The 13,785-nt window shown below is 58.3% G+C and carries 11 protein-coding genes; 9 read left to right on the forward strand and 2 right to left on the reverse strand.

The genetic code is table 11. The features are described 5' to 3' along the window. Nucleotides 1–72: 72 nt before the first annotated feature. On the reverse strand, nt 73–606 hold the full coding sequence (locus Q1A74_RS17445) for a 2,4'-dihydroxyacetophenone dioxygenase family protein (RefSeq protein WP_299599365.1): 534 nt from the start codon (nt 604–606) through the stop codon (nt 73–75). A gap of 185 nt (nt 607–791) precedes the next feature. On the opposite strand from Q1A74_RS17445, the gene Q1A74_RS17450 reads away from it, so the two are divergent. Together Q1A74_RS17450 and Q1A74_RS17455 are read left to right on the forward strand one after the other, a co-directional pair. Beyond that, complete coding sequence (locus tag Q1A74_RS17450) at nt 792–1,820, forward strand: AraC family transcriptional regulator (protein WP_299599367.1); 1,029 nt, start codon at nt 792–794, stop codon at nt 1,818–1,820. A 125-nt stretch (nt 1,821–1,945) separates the two neighbouring features. Next, a complete protein-coding gene (locus Q1A74_RS17455; protein ID WP_299599369.1) occupies nt 1,946–3,460 on the forward strand; it encodes an arylsulfatase in 1,515 nt (504 codons plus the stop codon). A gap of 76 nt (nt 3,461–3,536) precedes the next feature. Here Q1A74_RS17455 and Q1A74_RS17460 read toward each other — a convergent pair whose 3' ends face one another. Beyond that, the gene (locus Q1A74_RS17460) at nt 3,537–5,867 is read right to left on the reverse strand and encodes a lipopolysaccharide assembly protein LapB (protein ID WP_299599371.1); all 2,331 of its coding nucleotides are present in this window, start codon (nt 5,865–5,867) and stop codon (nt 3,537–3,539) included. 120 nt (nt 5,868–5,987) lie between these two features. Between Q1A74_RS17460 and Q1A74_RS17465 the strand changes: the two genes are divergently transcribed. From Q1A74_RS17465 to Q1A74_RS17495, 7 genes are all read left to right on the forward strand, one after another. Further along, on the forward strand, nt 5,988–6,989 hold the full coding sequence (locus Q1A74_RS17465) for an AAA family ATPase (protein ID WP_299599457.1): 1,002 nt from the start codon (nt 5,988–5,990) through the stop codon (nt 6,987–6,989). A gap of 20 nt (nt 6,990–7,009) precedes the next feature. Next, the gene (locus Q1A74_RS17470; RefSeq protein WP_299599373.1) at nt 7,010–8,038 is read left to right on the forward strand and encodes a DUF58 domain-containing protein; all 1,029 of its coding nucleotides are present in this window, start codon (nt 7,010–7,012) and stop codon (nt 8,036–8,038) included. A gap of 5 nt (nt 8,039–8,043) precedes the next feature. Further along, a complete protein-coding gene (locus Q1A74_RS17475) occupies nt 8,044–8,670 on the forward strand; it encodes a DUF4381 domain-containing protein (RefSeq protein ID WP_299599375.1) in 627 nt (208 codons plus the stop codon). Further along, a complete protein-coding gene (locus tag Q1A74_RS17480; RefSeq protein ID WP_299599376.1) occupies nt 8,667–9,686 on the forward strand; it encodes a VWA domain-containing protein in 1,020 nt (339 codons plus the stop codon). Before Q1A74_RS17475 ends, Q1A74_RS17480 begins: the two co-directional genes overlap by 4 nt. Further along, on the forward strand, nt 9,683–11,329 hold the full coding sequence (locus tag Q1A74_RS17485; RefSeq protein ID WP_299599378.1) for a VWA domain-containing protein: 1,647 nt from the start codon (nt 9,683–9,685) through the stop codon (nt 11,327–11,329). The genes Q1A74_RS17480 and Q1A74_RS17485 overlap by 4 nt, the downstream gene beginning before the upstream one ends. Continuing rightward, complete coding sequence (locus Q1A74_RS17490; protein WP_299599380.1) at nt 11,326–12,552, forward strand: hypothetical protein; 1,227 nt, start codon at nt 11,326–11,328, stop codon at nt 12,550–12,552. Before Q1A74_RS17485 ends, Q1A74_RS17490 begins: the two co-directional genes overlap by 4 nt. A 189-nt stretch (nt 12,553–12,741) precedes the next feature. Then, on the forward strand, nt 12,742–13,767 hold the full coding sequence (locus Q1A74_RS17495) for an HAD family hydrolase (RefSeq protein WP_299599381.1): 1,026 nt from the start codon (nt 12,742–12,744) through the stop codon (nt 13,765–13,767). Nucleotides 13,768–13,785 lie beyond the last annotated feature (18 nt).

Raw genomic sequence — 13,785 nt, forward strand, 5'->3', positions numbered from 1 at the left:
TCCCATTGCACGGATACTGCTGGCAACGGCGACGTTGGACGCGCCAGTGAGAATTACGCGAACCTGTGTCCGCTATTCGCCCAACACAATCATGTTCTCGCAGGTTTTACCCTCTGCTTCACACAACGCGCGGTAAATGGTCATCACGGCTTTGGCGTCCAGTACACTGGTCACATTGCCGTCATCGTCGATATTGACGTTGCTGCCGAAGATTGCGAACCAGACTTCCGCATCTTCCGTCGCATCGTCCGCGACGGAGAGCGTGTGTACGGAGTGCGCTGGCTCAAACAGGTAGGAACCAGCCTTGTTGATCTTGTCCGGATACTCCTTGTAGAACCATTCTCCCGCCGTGGTCACCGCAAATACCGGGCCCGTGTGGTAGTGGGTCTCCACACCGAAACCGGGTTTGAACTTGTTGCGGATGATCCAGAGATTCTGGTTGAGATCGACATGTAGCACCTGCAGCAATGAGCCGTCGGGCAGGCTGACCCAGGGCAGGTCATTTTCTTGAATCAGGATCGCCTCTTTGGCGTCGTCGCGGGATACCACGCCACCACTTTGCATTGCGGCCAGCAGGTCCATCACCGGGGTTTTCGCGTCACTCATCGCCGTTCTCCAATAGTTGCGTCGATAGTTTTTATTGTGTTTTCCCCTGCTCACAGCGCCAGCGCACATAATTTAGGGGTTACGCCAGTCTAGAAAGACAGCCCGCCACCAACTTGACTTTTTGCGAACACAACTTGACTATTTGCGAACTGTCGCGCGTCTATATAGAGAGCGAAGAATCAAACATGTTCCTGATCCGCAGCGGAGCCATCGAAGGCTACGAGCATCTGGTGAGCCAGTACGGGCAGAACCCGGCTGCGCTACTGCAGCAATTCGGTTTCAGCAGCGCCCAGCTGCGTGACCCCAATACCTATGTGTCCTATAACCGGCTCGCCGACCTGCTGGACGCGACTGCCCTCGCCTGCCGCGACACGCTGTTCAGCCTTAACCTGAGTGCGACCCAGGGGCCTTTGGCGCTGGGCGAGATCGGTTTATCCATCCGCCAGCAACCCACAATTACCGATGCCCTTGCGTACTCCAGGCAACATATCAGCCTGCACGCCTATGGCGTTCACGTACAGCAGGTCACCCGCGCAGACTCACTGGAACTACACCTGTCGTTCGATTTTTCCAACACCTCCGGGCTCGCCCAGCTCATGCAACTGAGCGCCGGCCAGGCATTCAACCTGCTCTCACAAATGGGGGGGAGTACCGCAAGTGTGAAGCTGCACCTGCCACAAGCGGCACCTTCCGAAATACGGACGACACCCCAGCGATACGCGGGACACATCCTGTACCACAGCGAGTTCGCGGGCATCAGCTTTCCACTCAGCTGGCTGCCGCGAAAACCACAGTTTGATGAGGCGCTGCTGCGGGCGCACTTCCAGCAGCGGATCCAGTTACTGGAAACCATCTACCCCGGGAACCTGCAGGCCCAGGTCCGCCATATCATCGGTAACCTGCTGCCCAGTGGTGAGTGCAACATTGAGCGTGTCGCCGCGGCCCTCAATCTCCACCCGCGAGTTTTACAAAAGGCGCTGCAGGCAGAAAAAACGACCTTTCGCGAGCTGCTGCAGAAAGCCCGACTGGAAATTGCCAAGCGCAACCTGCAGTACGGGCAGCTCAGTATCACCGACCTGGCGCTCAATCTCGGCTATGCCGATGTCGCCATTTTCAGTCGAAATTTCAAACGCTGGACCGGGCAATCCCCACGGGACTGGAAGGCCAGGCACCAGAAAGCGCCGATGACACCAATCACAAAGTCGCGCCTTTAATCCCAAGCCTCCGGATTAGCCATGGTGCGAACCCCGATCAACTGTGTCCGGTCAACCGTGTCCGTTCAACTATGCCCACTCAACTATGATTGCTGGGACATGTTTTTGTGGTACCAGGAGTTCACGTGAAAGCTAGACCATTATTTTCCGCCACCGCGGCCTTGCTGGCAGGAATCGCCGTATCCATAACCACGCAGGCCGCAGAAAAACCGAACATCCTCGCCATCATGGTGGATGATGTAGCGCAGGTGTCTCTGAGCGCCTATTCCCATGGTATGACCTACCCGACGCCGAATATTGACCGCATTGCTAACGAGGGCGTGCTCTTTACCGACCACTATGCACAGCCCAGTTGCACCGCGGGCCGTGCGGCGTTTTTGATGGGCCAGCTGCCGGTGCGCACAGGTCTTACTACGGTGGGGCAGCCGGGCAACCCGCTGGGTATTAAAGAGGCGGACCCAACCCTGGCGGAATTTCTCAAAGATCAGGGTTATATGACGGCGCAATACGGAAAAAATCATCTGGGCGACCTGGATGAGCATTTGCCCACCAAGCACGGTTTTGATGAGTTCTACGGCAACCTCTACCACCTCAACGTGTCGGAAGAGCCGGAGCAGGCAGATTACCCGAAGGATCCGGAATTCAAGAAAAAGTTCGGCCCGCGCGGGGTCATCGAATCCTATGCCGACGGAAAAATATCCGACACCGGCCCCCTGACCCGCGAGCGCATGGAAACTTTTGATGAGGAAATTCTGGAGCGGAGCCTGAACTTTATGGAACGGGCGAAAAAGGCGGGCAAGCCCTTTTTTATCTGGCACGCCACCAGCCGGATGCACGTGTACATTCACCTGAAAGACGAGAGCCGCAACCTGGCTACCCAGCTAAGTTCAGAGGATGACCTGTTTGGCAGTGGAATGATCGAGCATGATGGCCATGTGGGTAAGCTGCTGGACAAGCTCGATGAGCTGGGTGTTGCCGACAACACCATTGTCATCTACACCACCGATAACGGCCCAGAGCAAAGCAGCTGGCCCGATGCGGGGACCACAAAGTTTCGCGGCGAAAAAATGACAACCTGGGAGGGCGGCGTACGCGCACCTTTCCTCGTGCGCTGGCCCGGAAAGATTCCCGCCGGCCTGAAACGCAACGGGATCTCCGCTCATGAAGACGTGTTCCCAACCATCGCCGCGGCACTGGGCGAGCCAAACCTGCGGGAAAAACTCAAGAAATCCGACAAGGTGTATATCGACGGTGAAAACAACCTCGATTACTGGATGGGTAAAACCGAGAAATCTGCGCGTAACAAGATTTTCTACTACTACGAATCCCAGTTGACCGCGCTGCGCGTGGGCCCCTGGAAAATGCACTTCGCCACCAAACCTGGCGGGCGCTACTACGAGGATATGGTCACCCACACCATGCCCAAGCTATTCAACCTGCGCAAGGACCCGTTGGAACACTACGATGGCGTGACCGGATTCCACCAGATTATGCGCAAGAGCTGGGTATTCCAACCGGCGATCCAGATCCTGAACGAGCACCTGGAAACCTTCAAGGAATTCCCACCGCGGCAGAAGTCCGCCTCGCTGAATATCAACAAGGCGATTGAAGCGGCGATGCAAGTGAACGAAAACCGCTAGATCTTCTTGCCTTCACTTTTCAGCAAACGAAGCGCGCGGCCTACCTGGCCGCGCGCTTTCTATTCAGTCCAATAAACTATTGCAGCTGCTGCTCATATTTCGCTGCCATGGCCTCATTCCCCTGCTCCCGGTAAATCGATACCAGCGCCGATAAAATCTGGGGGTCACCAGGGAAACGCGCCAGCCCCCGCTCCAGCTCATCGATCGCCCGATCGGGTTTTCCCTGTGAGTTGAGTGCGATCCCGTACACATAGACATAGCGCGGTGTCGCCGAATCACTGTGTGCGGAGGCCATTAACATGCCAGATGCCTCCGCCATTTTCTTCTGCCGAACCAGACTGAGCCCAAGGGTATGCTGGATCGGCGCCTTATCGAATGCATTATCCAGAGCCTTGCGCAACAACGCCTCCCCCTCCGACTCGCGCCCACTTGCCCTGTAGAGGTCCGCAAGATTGATCACTCCCGGGGTGAAATACGGGGCAAGTTCAACCGCCTGCTGCAGCAACCGCTCGGCTTCTGCAATGTTTCCCTCGCGTCCACGCAGAGAGGCGAGATTGACCAGAGATTCCGGGCGATCGCTGTTGAATTCCGCAGTAGTCACGTAGTCTGCCAGCGCCTTTTCATAACGCTTGCGCACCTCCTCCGGATACTGGCCGAGGGGCGCCCCCGCCATGGCGCTGGCGGCGAGAGCCGCGGTTACCCGCTCGTCTTCATACAATAGTGGAATCGCGAGCGCCGGGCGTACCTGCTGCAGCACCTGGTCGAGAGACTGGGCCAGACCGAGGTGTTGCAGTGCATCGTCCCCCTGGGCGATCACCTGTAACACCTGGGCACTGGTTTGCGAGAGATAGCGCGGCAACATGGAAATGGCGGTGGCCCGCACAATATCTGGCTGCTTGTCATCCATCACCAGTTTCAACAACTGGCCCTCCGCATCCGCGGTGCCGATACGCCCTGCGTATAGCGCTTCGCCGTAATGGGGATCCGGCTCGCCGAATTTTTTGTGCAGAACTTCGGCCGCCCAGGTATTGGACTGGTCCGTATGGCACCCGGTACAGGCATTAGGGGAACCGATTTTTTCCGACAGGTCCGGGCGCGGCACACGGAAGCTGTGGTCGCGGCGCGCATCCACCTGCATATACACCTTGTCGGTCATATGGCAGTTCACACACTGGGCACCATCGCTGCCAGCGGGATGGAAATGATGCTCCGCGGTATCGAATTTTGTCGGCAGGTGGCACTGGGCGCAGACGTCGTTACCTTTTGCGCGCAGTTCCAGACTGTGGGGATTGTGGCAGTTGCTACAGGTCACGCCGGCGGCGTGCATCTTGCTTTGCTGGAAGGAACCCCATACATAGACCTCATCGTTGATCTGGCCATCGGCGTGGTACAGGCCGTCGCTCAATAACGCGGGGTGAAAATAATCCAGGAAATCGTCATCCGGTTGCACCCCGGGATGCTGGGTGCCGCGACGGGAGTGACACTGGGCGCACACGGGAATTTCTTTCTGGGTGTGCACGTCATTCTGGATATGGGCAATGCCGCTCTCCGCATCCATTGCCCAGCGGGCCTGGCGGCGGCCATCAAATAAGATCTCGAAGCCCTGGGTCGCATCTGCTGCCCGCTTGTCTTCCGGCAGTTCGGCCCATACCAAGTGCTGCTTCCCCGGGCCGTGGCAGGATTCGCACCCCACGTTGATTTCCGACCATTGAGTGGCAAATGTCTGGGACGTGGAATCGTAATTTTTTTGCAGATTGGTGGAGTGGCAGTCGGCACACTGGAAGTTCCAGTTCTGGTTGATACCGGTCCAGTGCAGGGGATCACTGTGTTTGATTTCTTCGTCAGGATAGAGGTGGAACCAGCGCTGGCCGCCCTCTTCCTTCGGACGCGAGTCCCAGGAAACACTCAACGCCTGCAGGCGGCCACCGGGAAATTCAATCAGGTATTGCTGTAGCGGGTAAACACCGAAGGTATAGGCGATGGGGAATTCCTGTAGCTCACCTTTGGCATTGTCGGTGCGTACAAAATACTGACCATCGCGCTGATAGAAGCTGGATTCGGTACCGAAGTAGTCGAATGTCGTGTTATTGAAATCACCCACCACAGTTTCTGCGTCTGGAGTTTTCATCGCCAGGTCGTGATGGGATTTCTGCCAGTCCTGGTATTCCGCCTGGTGGCAGCTGGCGCACTGTGCTGCCCCAACATAGTCGGCATTGCCATCTGAATCCGGGGATTCTCCAGACTTGGCATGAGCCGCTGACTTGGATTGTGTAAAAGCTTCGGATTCAACTTCTACGGAAGACGCGGTATCGGAGGTCCCCTCGCTCTCAGCCCCCGCCTTATCTGCATTTTTGTCACAGGCACTGCACAACAGTGTGATGAGCAGAAGGATCATTGGCGTGCGCATCGAAGCTCCTGATTATGTTTTTAATTGGCACCGAGTATAGCTTCTTGCGCCCACTTCCTCAGCTCTCGATCTGCTAGCGTTAATGGAAGACACAATTCAGTGGCTGAAGAAGGAAGCGCCATGCCGGCAAGGGAACAGATCGCAGCATTGGAAGAAGGTATGGGCCGCGCCATTGTGGGCCAGCGGGATGTGATCCGGCGCCTGATTATCGGTTTGCTGGCCAACGGCAACCTGCTGGTGGAGGGCCTGCCCGGGCTTGCCAAAACCCGCGCCATCAAGGCGCTGGCGAAAAACCTGGAGGCGGATTTCAGCCGTATCCAGTTCACCCCCGATCTGCTGCCGGCGGATGTCACCGGCACCGATATGCTCTACCGAGACGAACAGAAGTCCGAGTTCCGTTTTCACCCCGGGCCGATCTTCGCCAATATCGTTCTCGCGGACGAGATCAACCGCGCCCCCGCCAAGGTACAGTCGGCACTGCTGGAAGCCATGGAAGAGCGCCAGGTCACCGTGGCCGGCAAGACCCACAAGATGGCGCCACTGTTTATGGTGATGGCCACCCAGAACCCTATCGAACAGGAAGGTACCTATCCACTGCCAGAAGCGCAGATGGACCGCTTCCTGATGCATGTATTGATCACCTACCCGCCCGTGGAAGACGAGGTGGAGGTGATCGAACTGGTGCGCAGCGAAGAGATTGCGGCAGCCAATGTAGCCAGCTCGGAGGCAGCCCCGGAAGAATCCCATCAACCCGCGGACGTGATTCCCCAGCAGGCGGTATTCGATGCCCGCCGGGAAATTGCCGCCATTCATGTCTCCGATGCCATGGCGCGCTATATGGCGGACCTGATTGAAGCCAGCCGCCACCCGGCCAAGCTCTCTGAAGAGCTGGCGCGCTGGATCGAGATCGGTGCCAGCCCGCGGGGCTCCATTGCCCTGGACAAAGCCGGGCGTACCAATGCCTGGCTGGAGGGGCGCGATTATGTGGACCCGCAGGATTTACACGCGGTGATTCACGATTGCCTGCGCCACCGCTTGGGATTGAGTTTTGAGGCTCAGGGGGAAGGTATCAGCGCCGATCGGGTGATCGACGAGCTGCTGAAAGTCGTCGCCCTACCCTGACCCCGGAAGATCAGGCCACCATGTTCAATTTTCAGATTCGCAGTCGCAATCGGACTCGAGCCGACATTGCCACCGTCACCGCCCCGGAGACGGCAACAGATCCCCGTATCCACGTGGACCTGGCCCACTTACAGGCGCTGGAAGGCCCGGCACAATCACTCAACCTGCTGCCACGCCAACCGGCCCGCAGCGTGCTCGCCGGACGGCACGCTTCCCGGTTGCGCGGGCGCGGACTGAATTTTGAAGAGCTGCGTGAATACTGGCCCTCCGACGATGTGCGCGCGATCGACTGGAAGGTAACCGCGCGTACCGGCGAGCCCCATGTGCGGGTGTATACCGAAGAGCGCGATCGTCCGGCACTGATTGTGGTGGACCAGCGCATGTCCATGTTCTTTGGCACCCGCCACGCGATGAAATCCACCACCGCCGCCGAGGCCGCCGCACTCGCCGCTTTCGCCGTACTGGATCAGGACGACCGCGTGGGCGGTATCGTGGTACGCGACGACGGTCTCTACACCCAGCGCCCCAAGCGCAACCGCCGCGCCCTTACCCGCTTTCTCAGCGAAATCGCGCTCGCCAACCAACAACTGCATGCGGACGCGCCCCCCGCGGATCCCACTTCCCTGGACACGGTACTCCAGGCCGTGGCGAATATCGCCCGTCGAGATCATCTGGTGCTGCTGATTAGTGACTTCGATGTGGTGGGCCCGGCCACCGAGCGCTTGCTGAGTGGCATAGCGCGGCACAACGATGTGATTCTGGTGCCGGTGGTCGATCCCACCGGAGAAGCGGTACCCAAATCCCTGGTCAGCGCCATTTCCGATGGCGACCTGCAGGCCACCCTGGATACCCGCAGTGCCTACACAATGGAGGCCATGGACCAGTTCAACCGCCAGCGCCGCCAAATCATCAACAACTGGCGATTGCGCTACGGCCTCCCGGTCGCCCAACTCTCTACCGGTGAAGACACACTGCCGCAACTGCAGCGCTTGCTGGGGCTGGTTCCGCAATCGGCAAAACAGTCTCCGCCACAAACGGGGGAGGAATAACGCCAATGCAGGAAGCCGAACCTAAAGAAAATAGCGAGCTAAATCGAGAGCCAAATCCGCAAACGGAAAACCCAGCGAATACCAATCCCAGCGCAGGCGAAGAAACCCTGCCGGATATGATCGCCCAGCTGGTACCGCCACCGGAGCCGCCGACCGTTTCCATGTGGCCGGCAACCCCGGTAGCAAAAGGCCTCGGCGTACTGATTTTACTGTTGCTGCTGTTGTTTATCTGGCGGCAAATACAGATTTACCGCGCCAACGCCTATCGCCGCGCCGCCCTCGCCGAACTGCAACAGGCCGAAGACGATGGAGCGAAGATCGCAGAAATTCTTCGCCGCACCGCACTCGTTGCCTATCCGCGCAAAAAAGTGGCCGCACTTACCGGAGACGACTGGCTCCAGTTTCTCAACCAGCACTACCCCGGCAATGCCTTCGAAGGCGAAGTCGGCCGCGCCCTGCTTGAAAGTCCTTACCGGAAATCCGCCACAGCAGATACCCGCGCCCTGTATGAGGCGGCGAGAGACTGGATTCGCCAGCACAAAACCGAAAAGCCAAGCGCTGGCTGGCTGCGTTTACCCAAAAACGTTTCCGAAAAAAAAGTTCCAGAAAAAGACGCGGAGGCCGCCGCGTGATTGACTTTGCTGCACCCTGGGCTTTTTTACTGCTGCCGCTGCCATTCCTGGTGTGGAAGTTCGCACCGGCCCACCGCGAGCGTGTACACGCTTTGCGGGTGCCCTTTTTTCAGCAACTTGTGGAAGCTATCGGCATCAAACCCGGTTCCGGTGCCGTGGTCCTCGACCGCAACTGGTGGCAGTGGCTGCTTGGCTGCGCAATCTGGGCGCTGATCGTCACCGCCATGGCGCGCCCGGAATACGAGGGCGATGCGGTCACATTGCAAAATCCAGCGCGGGATCTGATTGTCGCGGTGGATATTTCCGGCTCCATGGAACAGGTGGACTTTATCGCCGGTAACGGTGAAAAAATGGAGCGCCTTGAAGGCGTTAAACGGGTTCTCAAGCCATTTCTCGAAGGCCGCGAAGGCGAGCGGGTGGCCTTGATCGTATTCGGCACCAAGGCCTTTGTGCAGGCGCCACTGACCACCGACCTGGATACGTTACTGGAATTGCTGCAGCAGACCGACGTGGGCATGGCCGGACCGCATACCGCTTTGGGTGATGCTATTGGCCTCGCCATTCGCCAGTTTGAGAGCAGCGAAGTGGAACAGCGCTTGTTGATTCTGCTGAGTGACGGCAGTGACACCGCCAGTACCATGAGCCCGGTGAATGCCGCCGCCATTGCCGCCCAGCGCAACGTGAAAATTCTCACCATCGGTGTGGGCGACCCCGACAGTGAAGAAAAAGAAAACCGCGTGGACGTGGACACCCTCAAGGCCATCGCCAAACGCACCGGTGGTGAGTTCTATTTTGCCAACGACGAAAAAGCCCTCGCTGCAGTCTATGAGCAGATCGACAAGCTGGCACCGAAAATGGTCGACAGCGAAACCTATCGCCCCCACCACTCCCTGGCCCACTGGCCCTTGGGCCTTGCGCTGTTACTGGGCCTGCTGGCCTTGGCCGCCCGCCTGCTTGGCAACGGCTTGTCTGCAAAACTGGGCACGAAAATAACCACACGCAGGGCGACCTCATGAGTGGCCTGCTCGACGCCTTTTCTGCGTTCCACTTCCTGCGCCCGGGCTGGCTACTGCTGTTGCTACCGATTCTGCTTTTGTGGTGGTTCGGCCGCCGGGACCAGCACAGCGAATTAGAGACGGACGGAAAAATTGCGCCACACCTTGCACGGGCCCTCGCTGTGGGCGATCGCGCCCAGCAGCGTTTCAGGCCTTTAGACCTGATCATATTACTGCTTACGCTACTGACCCTCGGCACTGCAGGCCCCAGTTGGACGCGCCTGCCAGACCCGCTGATGGCCAAAACCACCCCGCTGGTGGTGGTACTGAAAGTCAGCGACAGCATGCTGGAAAAAGACGTGCCGCCGGAACGTCTGGCCCGCGCCAAACAGAAAGTGCTCGACCTGCTGGAAACCCGCGACGGCGCGCCCACCGCGCTTGTCGCCTACGCCGGCAGCGCCCACCGCGTGGTGCCCCTGACCGAAGACCAGGACCTGCTGCGCCCGTATCTGGAAGGGCTCAACCCCGAAGTGATGCCAGTGCCGGGCGAAAATGCCACAGCGGCACTAAAACTGGCGGAACAGATTCTCGCCAAGGATGAGACGCCCGGCGGCATCCTGTTTCTGCTGGACAATTTGAGCGATGGCGACGCCAGTGCCATGTCCCAGCGCGCGGGTCAAAATGGGCTCGGTTTTCTGTTGATCGCACCGGGCAATGAAAACGGCGGTGCCGTTTCCAAAGTGCGCAATGCGAAAGTGGAGAAAGTAACTCCGGACAAGAGCGACCTGCGCGCGCTCAACCGCTATTTCGACAGCGCCTTCCGCCAGGCACTGGTCTCCGACAAAAACCTGCAGTGGGAAGATCGCGGCTGGTGGCTGGCCTGGCCCGCCGCATTGCTGGCGCTGCTGTGGTTCCGCCGCGGCTGGGCCCTGAGAGGCAGGATCAAACCCAACGGGGCCGCCGTAAAAAGTACCGGCGCCATTGTGCTGCTCATGCTGTTGCCCTTTATCCCCGATACGGCGATTTCTCAGAGCAGAGAGGAAAGTGAACCGACCACCGCCGGTGGGCTCCTTGGCTTACTACTGACGCCAGACCAGCAGGGGCAGTGGTTGAGCTACCGGGAGAATTATCGCCGCGCTGCAGCCAGTTTTCAGGACCCTTATCGGAAAGGTTACGCGCTGTACCAGGCCGGTCAGTTTGAAGACGCCGCCAATGTACTTGCCGAGGTCGATACCCCGGAAGCCATCTTTACCCGAGGAATGGCAATGACCAAGACCGGGCAATACGAGGGCGCCATCGCCGCATTTCAGCAGGTATTGCAGTTTGACCCGGAATTTCCCGGGGCGCGGGAAAATCTGGAGATTACGAAAAAAATACTCGCGTATATGGAGAAATCTCGCGGCGAGGAGGAAGAAAAGCTGGAGCAGTCCGACGAAGAGGGGGAAGAATCCGACTTCGAACAGGAACAGGTTCCTCAGGAACAAGAGGTAGCGAAAAAGGACAACCCGGTCAGCCCCGATCAGTGGATGTCCACCCTCGACACCGGCACCAGTGAATACCTGAAACAGCGGTTTGCCGCCGAGGCCGCTAGCGGCGGTGCCAATGACCAAAACCAGAGTAATCAAAACCCAGATGCTCAAGACTCAGGAGAGAATCGTCCATGAAGTGGTGGCTCCTGTTTTTGATTGTCTTGGTGAGCAATTTTGCCCAGGCCCAGGATACGCCGAAGATCGAGTACAAACTGTCGGAAGAAAAGGCTGTTCCCGGCCAGTCCATATCTCTCTTTGTCACCATACTGGTGCCCACCTGGCTGACCCAGCCGGCCAGCTTTCCCGATTTCGACCAGCCCAACCTTTCAGTCAGCTTGCCGGGGCGCTCTTCGCTTGCGGTCAGTCGCGTTATCGACGGAAAAACCTGGTCCGGTGTCGCCCGCGAATATCAGATCATCCCTCTGGCACCGGGCAGCTACCAACTCCCCGCCGGGCAGATCAAGGTGACCTACAGCGACCCGGGCGGAGGTGGTGACCTGGAGGCCGAACTCAAACTGGCACCGCCCCCCATCACCGCCACCACTCCAAAAGGTGCAGAGGGCCTGGTGCCGTTTATCGCCGCCCGGGAGCTGAAACTCGATCAGGAAATCGATGGTGAACCCGACGCGCTTTATCCCGGCGACGCCTTTACCCGCAGCGTGACCGCCACGATCGAAGGCTCCACGGTAATGTTTATTCCGCAGCTGCTGGATAGCCGCGCCCCGGAAGGACTCGCCGCTTACCCCGACGCCCACAAGGCCGACGACAAAACCGACTCCCGGACCGATGAGGTCACTGGAATCCGCAGCGAACGTGTTACCTACGTCGCGGAGAGCGGCGCGCGCGGCACCCTGCCCCCGGTTACCCTGCGCTGGTACGACCTGGACGACGGTCAGATAAAAACCAGTAGCGTTGAGGCAATAAAAGTACATGCAAAAGGCCCCGGTGCATTCACAGGCACCAGCCTGTGGGAGAAACTTCTCATACTCGCGGCGGCGACACTGCTGCTGTGGTTGGCCTGGCGCTGGGGGATGCCGAAAATCCACCAGTATCAAACCGAGCGCGCGCGGCGCGCGGAAGCCAGTGGGCTCGCCGCCTGGCAGCGCCTGTACACCGCTTGCAATGCGCGGGATTACTCTGCGGTGCTACAGGCGGCGGCGGAGTACCGGCGCCGCGCCCCTGCGGCCGCACAATCTCTGCAGCCGGCACTGCTGACCCTGGGTGCTATGCAGTACGGCAACACACCGGCTGGCGCCTCCTGCGCCGGGGCCTGGCAACAACTGACCCAGGCCATTGAAACACTGAGGCCCGATGCGGCCCATATTCAGCAGATATCGCTGCCACCGCTGAACCCCTGATGTCTCTCATTCATACGCCATTAATACGTCACTTATATGCCATCCACCCAACGGGCGATTCGCTTCGGCGGATACACATCACAAATTTTCCTACGCCACCGGCAACATCGGGAAATTCCGTCTAAGGTGATTAGAGATGTAGATTTATCTGCCCGTATTGCGCGGCAACCCATACTGCGAGATGTATCCATGCAGTTTCCGAACAAGACTTACTCCCGCCTACTCCCAACGCCCCTGCGCATTCTGCAGAGCCTGTTGTGTGTACTGGCAATAACGGCCACCGCCGCGGTTGCCGACCCACTGCCCTCCTGGAATGACGGAAAGACCAAGACCGCGATTATCGAATTTGTGGATAAGGTGACCCGCGAAGGTTCCCCAGACTTTGTCAAAGAAAACCAGCGAATCGCGACCTTCGACAACGACGGTAATTTGTGGGCGGAACAGCCGGTTTATTTCCAATTGATCTATGCGCTGGACCAAGTCAAAAAGATGGCCCCTCAGCATCCCGAGTGGAAAACCCAGGAGCCCTTCGCCTCGATTCTCAAGGGCGATAAGAAAAAGGTGATGGCCAGTGGCAAAGAAGGCCTGATGAAAATTCTCGCCGCGACGCACGCGAATATGACCGCAGAGGAATTCCAGAGCAATGTCGCCAGCTGGCTCAAAACCGCGCGTCACCCGAAAACAAATCGTCCCTATAACGAGATGATCTACCAGCCCATGCTGGAACTGCTCGACTACCTGCGCGTAAACGGATTCAAGACCTTTATCGTCTCCGGCGGCGGTGTGGACTTTATGCGGGTATTTGCCGAGCAGGCCTATGGTATTCCACCAGATCAGGTAGTGGGCTCCAGCCTGAAAGCCAAATACGAAGTGCGTGATGGAAAACCGGTGATTGTCAAACTTCCGGAAATCAATCTCGTGGACGACAAGGAAGGTAAGCCCGTCGGGATTCACCAGTACATCGGACAGCGCCCCATCTTCGCCTCAGGCAACTCCGATGGCGATTATCAAATGCTGGAGTGGACCACTGCCGGTGATGGCCCCCGTTTCGGTCTGATACTGCACCACACCGATGCCAAACGCGAATGGGCCTACGACCGCAAGTCCCATATCGGCCAACTGAACAAAGGACTCGATGACGCCGAAAAAAAAGGCTGGATCGTGATCGATATGCAAAACGACTGGAAGAAGGTTTTCCCATTCGACCAACCGTGATCCTTTGACCCTACGAAT

This window comes from uncultured Microbulbifer sp. (genome assembly GCF_947504145.1).
In the GTDB taxonomy this organism is placed as follows: domain Bacteria; phylum Pseudomonadota; class Gammaproteobacteria; order Pseudomonadales; family Cellvibrionaceae; genus Microbulbifer.